The sequence below is a fragment of the Nocardiopsis alkaliphila YIM 80379 genome, from assembly GCF_000341005.1.
Lineage (GTDB): Bacteria > Actinomycetota > Actinomycetes > Streptosporangiales > Streptosporangiaceae > Nocardiopsis > Nocardiopsis alkaliphila.
Genome location: NZ_ANBD01000157.1, coordinates 1 through 15,076 on the forward strand (window position 1 = coordinate 1; position 15,076 = coordinate 15,076).

The window sequence follows — 15,076 nt, forward strand, 5'->3', positions numbered from 1 at the left end:
CGGGGTCGAGGTAGCCCAGGCTCGGCAACCAACCGTCGGCCTTGGCTCCGACCAGGCGGAGCATTCGGGGTTTGTAGGCGCCCAGCCAGATATCGACGTCGTGGCGGGGAGCGGGGCCGCGCCGCATACCGTGGACGGAGTAGTGCTCGCCGTTGGCTCGCACACCGCCGCGCTCATCGGTGTCCCAGGTGGCGCGGATGATGTCGATGGCCTCGGAGAGGGCGTCGACGGCCTGTCCGGGGGTGCGACGGCCACCGCCCATGCCATGGATGCCGTCCCAGAAGGCGCCGGCGCCCAACCCCAGTTCGAAACGGCCCTTGGAGAGCAGGTCCAGACTCGCGGCGGAACGGGCCAGGACCGCCGGGGGCCGCAAGGGGAGGTTGAGGACGTTGCCGGCCACGCGAAGGCGTTCGGTTCGTGCGGCGACCCAGCTCAGCAGAGTCCAGGTGTCGAGGAAGTCCGGGTTGTAGGGGTGGTCCTGGAAGGAGGCCAGGTCCAGGCCGGCGGTCTCGGTGAGTTCGGCGAGTCCGACGGCGCGTTCGGGGTCCTGAGCGGTCGGTGTGATGAAGGTACCGAACTCCAGGCGATGGCCGTAGTCGGTCATGGGTGGCTCCTCGGGCACGAACGGATACCTGAATCATTTGTACGGCAAACGATGTTTTTCACAACTTATCTGATGAGAAAACTGTTCCTGGTAACGTGGGGCCATGAGCCCCACCACCCCGGCCGACGTCTTCGACCACAACCTGGGCTGGTCCCTGGCCGTACTGCTCCGCCGCTGGCACGAGCACGTGGAGAGGGCGCTGGCCGAACTGCCGCACGGCAGCCGCGGTTACCACGTGCTCTGCGCCACCATCGGCTCCGAACCTCCCACCCAGGCCGGCCTCGCCGAACGATTGCTCATCGACCGCAGTGTCATGACCTATCTGCTCGACGACCTGGAGGCCGCCGACCTGGTCCGCAGGCGGGTCGACCCGCGCGATCGTCGGGCGCGCCGGGTGTGCATCACCGACCATGGCCAGGTGGTCTTGGCACAGGCCCGTTCCCTGGTCGACCACGTGGAGGAACGGCTCTTGGGCGGACTTCCTCCCCAACAGCGCGCCCTGTTCCGCTCCGCCGCGAGCGACGCTGCCATCGCCGTGCAACGCGCCGCCCCCGACATCGACCCTTGCGAGGCGGTTCTCCAGGTGACCGGCCGAGCCGAGGAGGCCGAAGCCGGCTGAGGGGTTTTCCGGTCGCCGTCTCGGGCACCGGTGTCAAGCTCCTGGCCGGGGCCGGTCGGCGCCACGCCGAACCGTCGTCATGAGTCGATAGGCTCGCCCGGAACCCACCCACCACCTGACGAGGGGAACCGGTGTCCGAGGCCGTCGAGAAGGTCAGTGCCGTCCTTGACCGGATGGGTGCCCCGAGCACCCTCGCACCACGCCTGGCGTCCGTGCTGGGCCCACAGCCCGCCGCCGCGTTGGAAGCCGACCCCTGGCTCCTGCTACGTCTGCCGGGGGTGAGCCTGGAGCAGGCCGACTACTGTGCCCGCCGTCACCTGGGTGAGGCGGCCCGGCCCGACGATCCACGCCGCCTGGCCGCCCTGGTCCGGCACACCCTGCGCACCGCCGCCGGACGCGGACACACCACCGTGGAGGAGAAGCGTCTGGCCACGGTGGTCAAGAAGCTGGGCATAACCGACCCGATGGCCGCCTTGGAGGCCGCCGTGGCGGCCGAACAGGTCGTCCTGTTCGAGAGCACCGACGAGTCCGACGACGACTTCGACTTCACCGAGGGCGGTGTTCCCGATCCGCCCGACCCCGAGCGCTTCTACGCCCTGCCCGACGTCGGCCACGCCGAACAGCGGCTGGGCGCACAACTGGCCCGGTTGATCGCCGCCAACGACCCGGTGATGGACTCGCTCACCGCCGCGGAGACCATCGAAGCCGCAGCCACACGCGGCAGGTTCGATCTGTCCGAATCGACCCGTCAGGCCCTGGTGACGGTGGCGTTGCGCCCTGTCACGGTGGTGCGGCACGGTCCCGGTGATCACGCGGAGGTCGCCCGCGCGCTGCACGCCTTGGCCGCGATCGCCACCGAGAGCCAGGTGGGCATCGCGGTGGCCGCCTCCACCGCGCAGACCGCCGCCGCGATCAACGCCGCCTTGGAGTCGGTGCGCGCCCAAGCGGGCCCCGAGGGCCAGGAGACGGACGCATCGCCGCGCGCGGTGTCACTGAGTGCCCTGGCGGCGCAGGCCCCCCTGGCAGCGGGCATCGTGGTGCTGTGCGAGTCGATGGCGGTGGGCACCGCTCGCATGGCCGAGCTGGTCTCCATCTGCGCCGACGGCGCACACCTGGTCCTGCTGGCCGACTTCGACCAGGCACCGTCCGCCACTCCGGGCCGGGTGGTGGTGGACGTGGCCACTTCCCGAACCGCACACGTGAGCGCCCTGGCCGACGACACCGCCCCCGACCCACTCGCCCGCACCGCCACCGCGGTGGCCGGTGGTGAGTGGGCCGAGGTGGCCGCCCCCGACCGTGAGGTGGTGCGGGTCCCGGCCTCCTCCGCGGAGGAGGCAGCGCATCGGGTGAGGCAACTGGTCACCGACTCCATTCCCCGAGCTTTGGGCATCGACCCCGAGGGCGTCCAGGTGGTGGCCGCCCGAGAGGACGGTCCGGTGGGGGCCCGGGCGCTCAACGTCGCCTGTAAGGAGAGGCTGAACCCCGGCCCCGGGGCACACGGTGGTTTCGACGTGGGCGACCGAGTACTCGTGGTCACCGAAGGGCCCGGGTACGGTCCGGGGGACACGGGTTATCTGCGCGAGTTCGCCGAGGGCGCCGTGGTGGAGTTGGCCGATGGTTCCCGGGTGACGGTGGCCGACCCCACCGCGCTGCGTCACGGCTGGGCGGTCACCGTGGCGGCGGCGCACGGTGGACGCTGGCCGGCGGTGGTCGCGGTGTTCGGCCCCCAGGTTCCGGTCACGCGCCCACAGGTGTACACGGCGTTGACCCGCGCCGTGCGGCACGTTTCGTTGGTGGACGCCACCGACGGCGCTTTGGAGAGCGGTGTACGCGAGAACCTGGCGCCCGAACGCACCACCCGGCTGGTGCAGATCCTGCGCGAGAGCTGACCAAGGCACCGACACCACGGTCCGGAGCCGGGCTCGCCTTCAGACCCGGTCGAGGAAGCCGCCGTCGACGACCAGGTTCTGGCCGGTGACGAAGGTGGCGGCCGGGGAGGCCAGGAAGGCCACCGAACGGGCCACCTCCTCCGGGCGGCCGAGACGGCCCGAGGGGATGCGTTCGCGGATGCTCTCGTAGAACTCCGGATCGTTCTTTCTGCGCCGTTCCCAGCCGCCACCGGGGAACTCGATGGGACCGGGCGAGACGGTGTTGACCCGCAGGCCCTCGGGCGCCCACTCGCGGGCCAGCGAGGCGGCGTGGTGATTGAGCGCCGCCTTGACCGCGCCATAGGAGCGTGCCCCGGCCGGTCGGGTGACGTGCAGCGCGGAGGTGGTGGAGACCAACACCACCGAACCGCCGCGTTCGGAGGCCATCAGGTGCGGCTTGGCCGCCTCGGTCAGGCGCACGAACGGCATGAGGTCGGCGTCGAAGCCGCGCCGCCACTGGTCGGGGGTGGGCGCGCTACCGCCGGAGACGTTGGAGACCAACACGTCCAGCCCGCCGAGCGCGGTGGCCGCGTCCTCGACGAAGGAGGGCAGCGCCTCGTGGTCGGTCACGTCCAGGGCACGACTGAAGACCTCGGCCCCGGTGGAGCCGAGTTCCCCGGCGGCCTCGGCCAAGGGTCCGGGGGTGCGTGCGCAGATCGCCAGGTCGGCGCCCTCCTCGGCGAAGACCTGGGCGATGGCGCGGCCGATCCCCCTGCTGGCCCCGGTCACCACGACCCTGGCGCCCGACAATCCCAGATCCATACGTCCACCTCTCCAGTGATCCTTGGCGGCCTCGATGCTACCCATCGCGGCGGGCGACGCTGAGGCGCNNNNAAGCGCCGGTGGAGTGGAAGCCGCCATCGACGTGGACGACCTCACCGGTGGTGGCGGGGAACCAGTCCGAGAGCAGGGCCACGACCGCCTTGGCGGCCGGTTCGGGGTCCTTCACGTCCCAGCCCAACGGGGCACGTTCGGGCCAGTGCCTGGCCAGGTCCTCGAACCCGGGGATGCTGCGCGCGGCCATCGTGCTCAGCGGGCCGGCCGAGACCAGGTTGACCCGTACGTCCTGCTCGCCCACGTACCGGGCGAGGTAGCGGGCCGTGGAGGTCAGCGCGGACTTGGCCACACCCATCCAGTCGTAGATGGGGTAGGAGACGCTGTTGTCGAAGTCCAGGGCGACCACCGATCCGCCCCGACCCATGAGCGGCAGCAGGGAGGTGGTGAGGGACTTCAGCGAGAAGGTGGAGGTGTGCATCGCCTGGGCGACGTCGCTCCACTCGGTGTTGAGGAAGTTGCCGCCCAGTGCGTCCTGGGGGGTGAACCCGATGGAGTGGACGACGCCGTCGAGCCCGTCGACGTGTTCGCCGACGCGTTCGGCCAAGGTGGAGAGGTGGTCGTCGTCGGTGACGTCCAGTTCCAGTACGGGGGGTTCTTGGGGCAGGCGTTTGGCGATGCGTCGCACCAGGCCCAGTCGGCCGTAGCCGGTGAGGACGACGGTGGCGCCCTGTTCCTGGGCCAGGCGGGCGACGTGGAAGGCGATGGAGGAGTCGGTGAGCACCCCGGTGACGAGGATGCGTTTACCTTCGAGGATTCCCATGACGGTCCGTTTCTTCTCTGGGGCCGCTCAGTGGCCCATGCCGAGGCCGCCATCGACCGGGATCACGGCACCGGTGATGTAGTCGCCGCCGGGGCCGGTGAGGAAGGAGACCGTCCTGGCGATGTCCTCGGTGCCGCCGAAACGACCCAAGGGAACGTTCTTCTTGATCTCGACCTGGCGTTCCTCGGGCAGGGCTCCGGTCATGTCGGTCTCGATGAAACCAGGGGCGATGACGTTCACGGTGATGTTGCGCGAGCCGAGCTCGCGAGCCAGGGACCGTCCGAAACCGACGAGGCCGGCCTTGGACGCGGAGTAGTTGGCCTGACCGGCCGAACCGAGCAGGCCCACCACGGAGGAGATCAGGACGATGCGGCCGAAGCGCTTGCGCATCATGCCGCGCACGGCGCGCTTGGCCACCCGGAAGGCACCGGTGAGGTTGGTGTCCAGGACGGAGGAGAAGTCATCCTCGCTCATCAGGGCCAGGAGTTGGTCCTTGTTGGCTCCGGCGTTGGCCACCAGGACCTCGACCGGCCCGTGGGCCTCCTCGACCTCCTTGAAGGCCGCGTCGACCTGGGCGGAGTCGGTGATGTCGCAGCGCACACCGAACAGACCCTCCGGGGGCTCACCGGAGCGGTGGGTCACCGCGACCTTGTCGCCGTTCGCGGCCAGTTCACGGGCGATCGCCAGTCCGATTCCGCGGTTGCCACCGGTGACCAGTACCGAACGCGACATAGGGGCTCCTCTTCTTGTTGTGGCCGTGAACAGCCACGATGTGTGTTGCTCGGGTGGGGATCGCCTTGCAGCGTACCGAGCTACCGGCCAGTAGCCGCAACTGAGGACACGGCGGACAAAGCCCTCGAACCATCATCGACGAGGCGCCTATCAGGCCCAACCCGCGTCATGGGCGAGGATGGCGGCCTGGACCCGATTGGCCATCCCCAACTTGGACAGGATGCGACTGACGTGGGCCTTGACGGTGGTCTCCCGCATGCCCAGGACACGGCCCGCCTGGGCGTTGGACCTGCCTTCGGCCACCGCGACCAGCACCTGGCGTTCACGCTCACTCAATACCGACAACCGACGCAGGGCCTCCTCTCGCCCGGCCGCGGAGTCGCCGGGGGCCGGCGCGGCGAAACGTTCGAGCATGCGTTTGGTGACGCTGGGCGAGAGCATGGCGTGGCCCTCGTGAACGGTGCGCACCGCGTTGATGAGTTCACGCGGTGGGGTGTCCTTGAGCAGGAAACCCACCGCCCCGGCCCGCAGCGCGCTGTGCACGTACTCGTCCAGGTCGAAGGTGGTCAGCAATACCACCTTGGGCGGATGGGGCAGGTCCCAGATACGGGCGGCGGCGGTCAACCCGTCCGTACCCGGCATCCGGATGTCCAGCAGGACCACGTCGGGACGCGTCTCCTGGACCAGGCGCACCGCGTCGTCACCGTTGTCACCCTCGCCGACCACCTCGATCTCGGGGGCCGACTCCAAAATCATCCGCAGTCCGGATCGGACCAGGAGTTCGTCATCGACCAGGAGCGTACGGATCACCCTCGGTGCCCTCTTCCTCTGTGTTGTACGACTCGACGCCGGTGGGCTCGGTCTCCTCCCCCACCGGCAAGATAGCGCGTACCCGCCACCCGCCGTCCGGACAGGGGCCGGCACTGATCCGGCCACCGACCAAGGCGACGCGTTCACCCAGCCCGATCAGCCCGTATCCACCACTGGGCGGTGGGTGGAGCGGAGCCGAGGCCGGGCCATTGGCCACCTCCACCTCCAACACCCTCGGGGCATGACGCAGCCGCACCCGCACCACCGCGCCGGTGGCGTGTTTGGCCGCGTTGGTCAGCGCCTCCTGCACCACGCGAAAGGCGGTGCGCTGGACCTGAACCGGTGCTCGGAGCCGTTGCCCGCTCTCCTGGCGACTCACCCGCATCCCCGCCCCACGCCATTCGAAGAGCAGACGGTCCAGGTCATCGAGGACCGGCTGGGGCGCGGTGGGCGCGACGTCACCGGACCCCTCGCGCAGTACCCCCAGGATGCCGCGCAGTTCGGTCAGGGCCTCGCGTCCGGTGGTGCGGATGAGTCCGGCCGCCTCGATGGTGCGGTCATCGGTGGCCGAGACCTCCAGACCACCGGCGTGCAACACCATGAGACTGACCCGGTGCGCCACCACGTCGTGCATCTCGCGAGCGATGCGAGTGCGTTCGGCGGTGATGGCCTGTTCGGCCATCATGTGCTGTTCGCGTTCAAGGCGTTCGGCGCGTTCCTTGAGCCGATCGATGAGTTGACGCCGGGTACCGATCCACAGGCCCGCGACCGTGGGAAGGACGAGCGCGACGATCCCGGTCATCAGGAATTGGCTCATCATGCTGTTGAAGACCGAGGCGTGGACCAGACATCCCAGGGCGAACCAGCCGGCGAGGACCTTGCGGTCGTCGAAGAAGGCCGGGTAGGAGTACAAGCCCACCATGAGCGGGACCGGGTTGCCGTACAGCAACAACATGAGCAGGCCGGCCAGCAGGAGCCACTGGGGTCTGCTGCGTCTCCAGAGCATCGTCACCGAGGCCAGGACCCCGGGCACCACGAAGCACAGCACTCCCAGCACCAGGATCCACGCCACCCATTCGGAGAGGGCGGGGAAGAGCGCCCCGAGTGGGACGGAGAGCCGCCCCAGTCCACCGGAGATCCCGACCAGCATCGCTAGCCCGCTCAAGGGGAGGGTGGACAGGGCCAAGGACCAGTCGGCCATACGCGACCGGCGTTGCCACCACCATCTCCCGTTGTAACGCGCCAACGCCATGAGGTGGTTCGCGCGTTCGCTCAACCAGGCTTTCACCCACCCGAGTCTAGGTCGGGAGCGCGGGCTCCCTTCCTGCCCGTCCAAGGCCGGGCCAGACCCGATCAGGACCTTGACTTTCTCCATCCTCGCAGGTCGTTAAAGGTTTCGACCGACGCCGGGCACCGCTCCGCCCCCGACGAAAGTAGGAGCCCCACCCCCACTCAGGTCCTGTTTTTTTGGATCATTCCGGGCTCGCGGCCACCACGCCGCCTCTGGCGGCGCCGATGTCGCTCAAACGGCCGAACCCGGGCCGACCTTCGCTCATCGTCTGGCCAGAGATCGCGTGGACGGCCGCTCGCATCGGTCGGCGCAAGCGCCGAGCCGACCGAAAGCATCCAAAAAACACGACCTAGGCGAACCCGCCCTGCCCTCCTGGCTTCGACCGAATTCCCGGCGCCCGGGTCGCGGTGTTCGTCGCGGTGGCGTTCCTGGCCGGTCCGCCGGCCGCGGTACCGCCCCTCCGCGACCTCGATCGCGGGCGTTCTGGCCTCCGAGCAATCGGAGCGCCGGTCCGCATGAGGCCTCCAGAACACGGCGTGGACCCTCACCTGCGGATGGGGATCCGCGTACTAGTTTGTGTGGCGGGGGAGGGGCGCCATGAGCGGATCGGTCTCGACGCCGGCTTCGGCCGGAGGGGTGGCCTGGGGAACGCCCGCCGCACGGTGGATGCTGACGGCGACGGTTCTGGGGTCGGGAATGGCTCTCCTGGACTCGACGGTGGTCACGGTCGCTCTGCCGGCGATCCAGCGGGACCTGGGCACCGGACTGTCCGGGCTGCAATGGATCGTCAACGGCTACATGCTGACGTTGTCGGCGCTGATCCTGCTGAGCGGATCGTTGGCCGACCGGTTCGGCCGAGTTCGCCTGCTCATGACGGGGACCTCGTTGTTCGCCTTGGCCTCGGCCCTGTGCACGTTCGCGCCGACGCTGGGTTGGTTGATCGCCGGTCGGATCCTCCAAGGGGTGGGTGGGGCGCTTTTGACCCCGGGAAGCCTCGCCATCTTGCAAGCGGGGTTTCGCGAGGACGATCGAGCTCGGGCGATCGGCGCGTGGTCAGGGTTGACCGGTGTGGCCGCCGCTGTGGGCCCCTTCTTGGGCGGATGGCTGGTGCAGATCGGTGACTGGCGGTTGATCTTCCTCATCAACCTGCCGTTCGCGGTGCTGGTGTTGCTGATCGCCCGATTCAAAGTGCCCGAGTCCCATGACGCCTCGGCTTCAAGGAGCCTGGACTACGGTGGCGCGCTGCTGGGGGTGATCGCCTTGGGCGGTATCACCTACGCGCTGATCCAATGGGGAGCCCAAGGCGGTACACCGGCGGTGTGGACCAGCACGGCGGTCGGCGTGTCGGCGCTGGTGGCGTTCCTGCTGCTGGAGGGCCGGCGACGTGCGCCCATGCTGCCGCTCGACATCTTCCGGTCGGTTCCCTTCAGCGTGACCAACGCGGCCACGGTGGTGCTCTACGCGGCCCTGGGGACCCTGCTGTTCCTAATGGTCATCTACCTCCAGGAGGTCGCGGGTTACTCGCCGATCGCCGCGGGGGCGGCCTCGTTGCCGTTGACCATCATGATGCTGCTGCTCTCGGCCCGGTCCGGGCAGCTGGCTTCTCGGATCGGCCCCCGGCCGCAATTGGTGGCGGGCCCCTTGGTGTTGGCCGCCGGCCTGTTCCTGCTCTCACGTATGGGCCCGGACGCCCCGTACGTACCAGAAGTGTTCCCAGGGGTGTTGCTCGTGGCCCTGGGCATGTCCATGACGGTGGCGCCACTGACCGCGACGGTGCTGGCGTCGGCACCCGAACGCCACTCCGGTCTGGCCTCGGGGGTGAACAACACCGTCGCAAGGGGCGGGCAGCTGATCGGTGTCGCGGCGATCCCCGCCCTGGCCGGGATCGGCGGGAAACACGATGAGACGAGCGGCACCACGGGATTGGCCGAGCACTTCGGTACCGCGTTGCTCATCCTGGCGGGACTGGCGGTGGCGGCCTCGTTGTGTGCCTTGTTCCTACCGCGCGGGCGCATGCCCGAGGCGGGGGATACCGCGAAGGAACCGCTCGCTGAGCGTCCGCAGCGGTTCTGCGGGGTTTCGGGGCCTCCGTTGCGCGCCTGTCCAGGGTCCATCGCGGGCACCCGCGAGGACGGTCGTTCCTCCGGTACGCCGGATCAGTCCTGGTAACCCTCGGGTGGGCGATCGCTGACGGCCTCGGGGTCGGGGACCACGGTCAAGGCCTCCTCCTCGGCACTGCGTTCGCCACCCCAACGTTGGCGTGGAACGGCCACTCCCAGACGTTCGGCGCGCAGGCCCTGCTCGATGCCCAACCGGCCCCGGCTGTCCTCGGCCTCGAATTCGTAGTCGAGGATGTTGTAGTCACTATCGAGTGCCCACTGGCGTTGGGCGATCTCGGTCGCCTGTGGATCGTCTCCCAGGTCGAGGTCCACTTCGTAGGGACGTTCCTTCACGTCGCTCGCCTCCTGCACCGGGTGTGACCTCGATCATCGCACCGGTTCACGCCCCTGTGAAGGGTAGGGCGGGAACGCGCCGGGCCCCGGAGTCCGTGTCGGGGGCTCCGGGGCCCGGCGTGGTCGCTCAGGCGTCGGGCTCATGGGGATCGGCGGGATTGTCCGCGTCCGGAACGTAGCCCTGCTGGTCCCGGGTCCGGTCCGGCCGCCCATGGCGGGTCGCGGGCGAGAACTCGTCCTGCACCGCACCACTCTCGGGATGTTCGAAACGTCCGTCCCGGACGGCGGCTCCCTCCCCGGTGTCGACGGCGGAACCGTCATCGACCACCTGGAGGGCCTCCTCCTCGGAGCCCCGGGTCTGTCCTCCCCAGTTCTCCTTGGGGTAGACGTCACTGCGCTCGTCCCGCACGGCCTCGTCGATACCACGGCCGCCACGGCTATCGTCATCCTTGAAGTCGTACTGCTGGATGTCGTAGTCGGGTTCGATGCGCCGCTCGATCTCCTCGGCCTGGCTCAGCTCCGGGTCGTCCCCCATGTCGGTGTCCACGTCGTAGTGCTTGTCGACCATCGCGTCCACCTCCTCTTTCTCCTTGGTACCCAGGTTCTGGGAGGTGACAAGGAAATGTGAGGACATCCACCGGACGTCGGCGTATCGACCGACCTCGGATCAGCGTTGGTGACGACCGTTCTCCGAGCGGCGCAGGCGCAGCGGGCGCAGTGCCGCTTCCAGGGCGACCGCCCCGTCGAGCTTGCTCTGGCCGACCACACGGTCCTCGAAGTGGATGGGGATCTCCACGATCTTCTGGCCCCGTCGGTAGGCCCGATAGTGCATCTCCACCTGGAAGGCGTAACCGGTGCTCTCGATGCTCGGCAGGTCCAAGGCGCTCAGGGCCGAGGCCCGCCAGATCTTGAAGCCGGCGGTGACGTCGCGCACCGGGATGGACAGCACCGTCTTGACGTAGGCGTTCGCCCAGCCACTGAGCAGGCGACGGCGCAGCCCCCAGGCCTCGGAGAGGCTGCCACCGGGTACGTAGCGGCTACCGATGACCACACCGGCGTTGGTGGAGTGCAGGGTTCCCAAGAGTTGGGGGAGGTACCCCACCGGGTGGCTGAGGTCTGCGTCCATCTGCACCACGTAATCGGCCCCATCGTCCAAGGCACGGGACATGCCCGCCACGTAGGCGCGACCCAGTCCGTCCTTGGTGGTGCGGTGGACCACGCTGAGTCGGCCGGCGAGTTCCACCGCGAGTTTGTCGGCGATCTCGCCGGTGCCGTCGGGCGAGTTGTCGTCCACCACCACGATGCGCAGTTCGGGCAGGTCCAGCGCGGCGAGTCGGGAGACCAGGATCGGCAGGTTCTCGGCTTCGTCGTAGGTGGGCACGACCACGGTCAGGCGGGAACTCCGCCAAGGTTCGGGCAGGGCCACCGGCTCGGGGGTGATGCGCACCGGCCCGGACGGGAGGTGCTCCGGGTGCGTCGGTCGGGAGGACATGCGCGGCGGCTCCTGGCGTCGTGACGATCGAATCGGTTCTGGCGATACCGGCGAGTAGGGTGTGTACAGGATCACTCATGGGTGTTCAACGCACAAGTGGGCGCGAATCGAGGGAGCGCGCCTTCTCCGCCCGGCAGGGTGGAAACGTGGTTCAATGCCCGCGTTCGTCCGCCACCACGGCGACGTGGACCAGGGCGCCCATCTCCTCCAGGGTCAGTAGTACCTCCGGGTCGGCGTTGGAGTCGGTGATCAGGTGGGCTATGTCCTCCGGGGCCACCGTGGGGACCATGGTGTCCGCACCGATCTTGGTGTGGTCGGCCAACACGATCGTCTCCTCGGCGCAGGCCGACAACGCCCGGTCCACACTGGCCACACCCGGATTAGGGGTACTCAGGCCACGGTCCGCGCTCACCCCGTTGCCGGACAGGAAGGCCCGGTTGACCCGGAGCCCGGCCAGGGCGGCCTCGGCGGGGGCTCCCACCAGGGCCCGCATGGGCGCGTGGACGGTTCCACCGGTCATGACGACCTCCACTCCGGCCGTACCCGCCAGGACGTCGGCCACCCGCAGGGAGTTGGTGACCACGGTCAGGTCACCATGGCCACGCAGGACACGCGCCAATGCTTCGGCGGTACTGCCCGGGCCGATGGTGATGGCGTCCCCCGGCCGGACCAGGCGCGCCGCCGCCGTGGCGATGGCGGCCTTCTCCGCCGCGCATTGCCCACTCTTTCCGGTGTAGCTCTGTTCATGACCGATTCGGCCGGGCAGGGCCACCCCGCCCCGGCGACGGTCGAGCAGTCCCTCGGCCTCCATGGCGCGCACGTCACGGCGGACGGTCACCTCCGAGGCCCGCACCTTGGTGGCCAGGTCCCGCAGGGACATGCTGCCGCTGGCCCGAACCAGCTCCAGGATGCGTTCCCGACGCTCGGCGGCGAACGCCGGACGGATCTCCTCGGCCATGGACGCGGGCTCTCTTTCGTCGTCGGTGGTGTGCGGCCGGCCGCACGGACCGACCTAGAGTACGGAGCGGTCGCGGTGCTTCGTCTCCCGAGTCCGTGGCCTCTCGGTCAAGAGGGTCACCAGGACGACGGCGGTGAGGGCGACGAGTCCGATGAGGGCTCCGGCTCCGAACAACACCATGACAGACATCTGAGCCTCCAAGGGGGCGGGCTGACCTGCCACTTACCGAATGCCCCGTTTCGCTTGACCTCACACCACCGAACGTGCGGAAGATCAGCCACAATGGGGGGCATGACCCAAGGCTCCGCTCCCCTCGTGTCCACGGTGTGGTGGGCTCACACCTCCACCGCGAGTGATCGTCTCCTACGCCTGTTGACCGAGCAGGAGCGTGTCCGCAACACGCGTTTTCGTCTCCAGGCCGACCGTGAGCGTCATCTGCTCGGCCGAGCCTTGGCCCGACTGGCCCTGGCCGAACGTGTCGGATGCCCCCCCGAAAAGGTGGAGTTCGACCTGCGCTGTCGTTCGTGTGAGGACAAGGTCCGCACCGGAGCGGGCGAGGCCGACAAGGCGCCGCACGGCAAGCCGGTACCGGTGGGCCCGGCCCAGGGATGGGAGGTCTCGATCAGTCACTCCGGTGAGTGGGTGGCCCTGGCCCTGGCCGAGGGCGCCCCGGTGGGAGTGGACGTGGAACGGGTGGCGGACTCGCGTGACCTGGGCGGCTTGGCCGCCTACACCCTGGCCGACGCAGAGCGACGGGCGTGGGACGCCCTGCCAGAGCCCCATCGAGTGGAGGCGTTCTTCGGCTACTGGGCGCGCAAGGAGGCCCTGTTGAAGGCGACCGGGCTGGGTCTGTCCGGCGGCCTGCGCAGGGTGGCGGTCACCCCACCGCACACCGAGGCGCGTCTGGTGGCCTGGGAGGGCGAGGGCGGCCCCGCCTCCACCTGGATGGCGGACCTGGAGCGCGGCCCCGGGTACCGGTCGGCGTTGGCGGTGCTCACCGATCGGTCGGTGGAGTTGACGGTGCACCCGAGCGAGCACACCGCCCGCCTCCTGCACGGCTGAACCCTGCGGGTCAGGCCTCCTTCGCCAGGTGACGACCGATCACGAGGCGCTGCACCTGGTTGGTTCCCTCCACGATCTGTAGGACCTTGGCCTCGCGCATGTAACGCTCGACCGGGAAGTCCCGGGTGTAGCCGTAGCCACCGAACACCTGGACGGCATCGGTGGTGACCTTCATGGCGGTGTCGGTGGCCATGAGCTTGGCCATGGCGGCCTGCTTGCCGAACGGGCGTCCCGCGTCACGCAGACGGGCGGCGGACAGGTAGAGCTCACGAGAGGCCGCCACCTGGGTGGCCATGTCGGCGAGCATGAAGCTCAGTCCCTGGAAGTCACCGATCGCGCTGCCGAACTGGTGGCGTTCACGAGAGTAGGAGACGGCGGCGTCCAGAGCGGCCTGGGCCAGCCCCACGGCGCAGGCCGCGATGCCCAAACGTCCCGAGTCCAGGGCCGACAGGGCGATCCCGAAGCCGCGGTCCCGTTCACCGATCAGCGCCTCGGTACCCAGTTCGACGTCGTCGAACAGCACTCCGGCCGTGGGGGACGAACGCATGCCCATCTTGCGTTCGGGGGCGGCCGAGCTCAGACCGGAGGCGTCGGCGGGTACGTGGAAGCAGCTGATGCCCCGCGCACCGGAGTCCGGTGTCCCGGTACGGGCGAAGAGCGCGTAGTAGTCCGCGTGACCGCCGTGGGTGATCCACGCCTTGGCACCGTTGATCCGGTATCCGGTTTCGGTCGTCTCGGCTCGGGTGTTCATGGCGGCGGCGTCCGAGCCCGAGGTGGTCTCGGACAGGCAGTAGGCGCCCAGGAGTCCTCCACCGACCATGTCGGGCAGGTGCGCGGTCTTCTGTTCCGCACTGCCGAAGGTGGCCAGGGGGTAGCAGGACAAGGTATGCACGCTGACCCCTAGACCGACCGCGAGCCAACCGCGGGCGAGTTCCTCCACGACCTGGAGGTAGACCTCGTAGGGCTGATCGCCGCCACCGTACTCGCCGGGGTAGGGGAGACCGAGGAGGCCCGCTTGGCCCAGGGTGGTGAAGACCTGGCGTGGAAAGACGGAGTTCTCCTCGTCCTCGGCCACGCGTGGGGAGATCTCCTTGGCCACGATCTCCTCGGTCAGCTCCAGGAGCTGTTCGGCCTCGGGTGTGTGCAGCGTGCGTTCGACCGCCATGAGTCCTCCCACGGTTGTGCGCCCGGGTTCGGGTGGGACCGTTCCTCGCGGGGTGGCCGCGATTTAGTAGGTCGTCCAACTATATTGTGACCCAGGAACCTTATCCCACGGACGGTGCGCCTCCACACTTGCTCGATTCGGCCCGGCTGCGCGCGAAGGCGGCTCGAAGCTTGGATTCCACGCATGGAGGACCCGGTGCACGACGTCAGCGCGGGCAGACGACCACCATCGACCACGTGGATCATGCCCCGCCCACGGACGGACCGTCGGCTCGGGCGATGCTCGCGGTGGAACCACTGCACGTGGCGCCGGACGCCGATCACCCTCGGCCGAGAAGTCACCGGTACGGCTGGAGGAACCGGCCG

General features: G+C 69.1%; 16 protein-coding genes. 4 read left to right on the forward strand and 12 right to left on the reverse strand.

Annotated features, from left to right (window positions below):
* Positions 1-604, reverse strand: a 604-nt coding sequence (locus D472_RS0121340) for an LLM class flavin-dependent oxidoreductase (RefSeq protein ID WP_017606484.1), incomplete at its 3' end; no start/stop codon positions are given.
* Positions 605-707: 103 nt separating this feature from the next.
* Here D472_RS0121340 and D472_RS0121345 point away from each other — a divergent pair.
* On the forward strand, positions 708-1,223 hold the full coding sequence (locus D472_RS0121345; protein WP_017606485.1) for a MarR family winged helix-turn-helix transcriptional regulator: 516 nt from the start codon (positions 708-710) through the stop codon (positions 1,221-1,223).
* 131 nt (positions 1,224-1,354) lie between these two features.
* Complete coding sequence (locus tag D472_RS0121350) at positions 1,355-3,112, forward strand: helix-hairpin-helix domain-containing protein (protein ID WP_017606486.1); 1,758 nt, start codon at positions 1,355-1,357, stop codon at positions 3,110-3,112.
* 39 nt (positions 3,113-3,151) lie between these two features.
* On the opposite strand, the gene D472_RS0121355 is transcribed toward D472_RS0121350, so the two are convergent.
* The 5 genes from D472_RS0121355 to D472_RS0121375 all read right to left on the reverse strand — a co-directional run bounded on the left by D472_RS0121355 (position 3,152) and on the right by D472_RS0121375 (position 7,578).
* Positions 3,152-3,913, reverse strand: a complete 762-nt coding sequence (locus D472_RS0121355) for an SDR family NAD(P)-dependent oxidoreductase (protein WP_017606487.1) — start codon at positions 3,911-3,913, stop codon at positions 3,152-3,154.
* Positions 3,914-3,950: 37 nt separating this feature from the next.
* On the reverse strand, positions 3,951-4,748 hold the full coding sequence (gene fabI, locus D472_RS0121360; protein WP_017606488.1) for an enoyl-ACP reductase FabI: 798 nt from the start codon (positions 4,746-4,748) through the stop codon (positions 3,951-3,953).
* A 27-nt stretch (positions 4,749-4,775) separates the two neighbouring features.
* The gene (gene fabG, locus D472_RS0121365; protein ID WP_017606489.1) at positions 4,776-5,480 is read right to left on the reverse strand and encodes a 3-oxoacyl-ACP reductase FabG; all 705 of its coding nucleotides are present in this window, start codon (positions 5,478-5,480) and stop codon (positions 4,776-4,778) included.
* A gap of 150 nt (positions 5,481-5,630) precedes the next feature.
* Positions 5,631-6,290: a response regulator gene (locus tag D472_RS0121370; RefSeq protein ID WP_017606490.1), complete on the reverse strand. Its 660-nt coding sequence runs from the start codon at positions 6,288-6,290 to the stop codon at positions 5,631-5,633.
* Complete coding sequence (locus D472_RS0121375) at positions 6,265-7,578, reverse strand: sensor histidine kinase (RefSeq protein ID WP_017606491.1); 1,314 nt, start codon at positions 7,576-7,578, stop codon at positions 6,265-6,267. Before D472_RS0121375 ends, D472_RS0121370 begins: the two co-directional genes overlap by 26 nt.
* A gap of 600 nt (positions 7,579-8,178) precedes the next feature.
* Here D472_RS0121375 and D472_RS0121380 point away from each other — a divergent pair.
* On the forward strand, positions 8,179-9,750 hold the full coding sequence (locus D472_RS0121380; protein WP_026117937.1) for an MFS transporter: 1,572 nt from the start codon (positions 8,179-8,181) through the stop codon (positions 9,748-9,750).
* Here the strand turns inward: D472_RS0121380 and D472_RS0121385 are convergent.
* The 5 genes from D472_RS0121385 to D472_RS29350 all read right to left on the reverse strand — a co-directional run bounded on the left by D472_RS0121385 (position 9,738) and on the right by D472_RS29350 (position 12,673).
* Positions 9,738-10,034, reverse strand: a complete 297-nt coding sequence (locus D472_RS0121385) for a hypothetical protein (RefSeq protein ID WP_026117938.1) — start codon at positions 10,032-10,034, stop codon at positions 9,738-9,740. The two genes, D472_RS0121380 and D472_RS0121385, sit on opposite strands and share 13 nt — an antisense overlap.
* A 127-nt stretch (positions 10,035-10,161) precedes the next feature.
* Entirely contained in the window at positions 10,162-10,668 is a 507-nt protein-coding gene (locus tag D472_RS0121390; RefSeq protein ID WP_017606494.1) for a hypothetical protein, read from the reverse strand.
* Between the two features lie 33 nt (positions 10,669-10,701).
* Positions 10,702-11,526, reverse strand: coding sequence for a polyprenol monophosphomannose synthase (locus D472_RS0121395; RefSeq protein WP_026117940.1), 825 nt, complete (start codon positions 11,524-11,526; stop codon positions 10,702-10,704).
* A 151-nt stretch (positions 11,527-11,677) separates the two neighbouring features.
* Positions 11,678-12,484, reverse strand: a complete 807-nt coding sequence (locus tag D472_RS0121400) for a DeoR/GlpR family DNA-binding transcription regulator (RefSeq protein ID WP_017606496.1) — start codon at positions 12,482-12,484, stop codon at positions 11,678-11,680.
* A gap of 54 nt (positions 12,485-12,538) precedes the next feature.
* A complete protein-coding gene (locus tag D472_RS29350; RefSeq protein WP_275040613.1) occupies positions 12,539-12,673 on the reverse strand; it encodes a hypothetical protein in 135 nt (44 codons plus the stop codon).
* A gap of 102 nt (positions 12,674-12,775) precedes the next feature.
* Between D472_RS29350 and D472_RS0121410 the strand changes: the two genes are divergently transcribed.
* Positions 12,776-13,546 carry a 4'-phosphopantetheinyl transferase family protein gene (locus tag D472_RS0121410; RefSeq protein WP_017606498.1) on the forward strand — a complete coding sequence of 257 codons (771 nt, stop codon included), beginning with the start codon at positions 12,776-12,778 and terminating at the stop codon, positions 13,544-13,546.
* A gap of 10 nt (positions 13,547-13,556) precedes the next feature.
* On the opposite strand, the gene D472_RS0121415 is transcribed toward D472_RS0121410, so the two are convergent.
* Positions 13,557-14,711 (reverse strand): acyl-CoA dehydrogenase family protein, encoded by a 1,155-nt coding sequence (locus tag D472_RS0121415; RefSeq protein ID WP_017606499.1) that lies wholly within the window; start codon positions 14,709-14,711, stop codon positions 13,557-13,559.
* Positions 14,712-15,076: the final 365 nt, after the last annotated feature.

Coding starts and splice junctions, on each gene's coding strand:
- D472_RS0121400 (WP_017606496.1), bottom strand. CDS start 12,484: ATGGCCGAGGAGATCCGTCCGGCGTTCGCCGCCGAGCGTCGGGAACGC.
- D472_RS0121345 (WP_017606485.1), top strand. CDS start 708: ATGAGCCCCACCACCCCGGCCGACGTCTTCGACCACAACCTGGGCTGG.
- D472_RS0121355 (WP_017606487.1), bottom strand. CDS start 3,913: ATGGATCTGGGATTGTCGGGCGCCAGGGTCGTGGTGACCGGGGCCAGC.
- D472_RS0121415 (WP_017606499.1), bottom strand. CDS start 14,711: ATGGCGGTCGAACGCACGCTGCACACACCCGAGGCCGAACAGCTCCTG.
- D472_RS29350 (WP_275040613.1), bottom strand. CDS start 12,673: ATGTCTGTCATGGTGTTGTTCGGAGCCGGAGCCCTCATCGGACTCGTC.
- D472_RS0121395 (WP_026117940.1), bottom strand. CDS start 11,526: ATGTCCTCCCGACCGACGCACCCGGAGCACCTCCCGTCCGGGCCGGTG.
- D472_RS0121410 (WP_017606498.1), top strand. CDS start 12,776: ATGACCCAAGGCTCCGCTCCCCTCGTGTCCACGGTGTGGTGGGCTCAC.
- fabG (WP_017606489.1), bottom strand. CDS start 5,480: ATGTCGCGTTCGGTACTGGTCACCGGTGGCAACCGCGGAATCGGACTG.
- D472_RS0121380 (WP_026117937.1), top strand. CDS start 8,179: ATGAGCGGATCGGTCTCGACGCCGGCTTCGGCCGGAGGGGTGGCCTGG.
- D472_RS0121390 (WP_017606494.1), bottom strand. CDS start 10,668: ATGTCCTCACATTTCCTTGTCACCTCCCAGAACCTGGGTACCAAGGAG.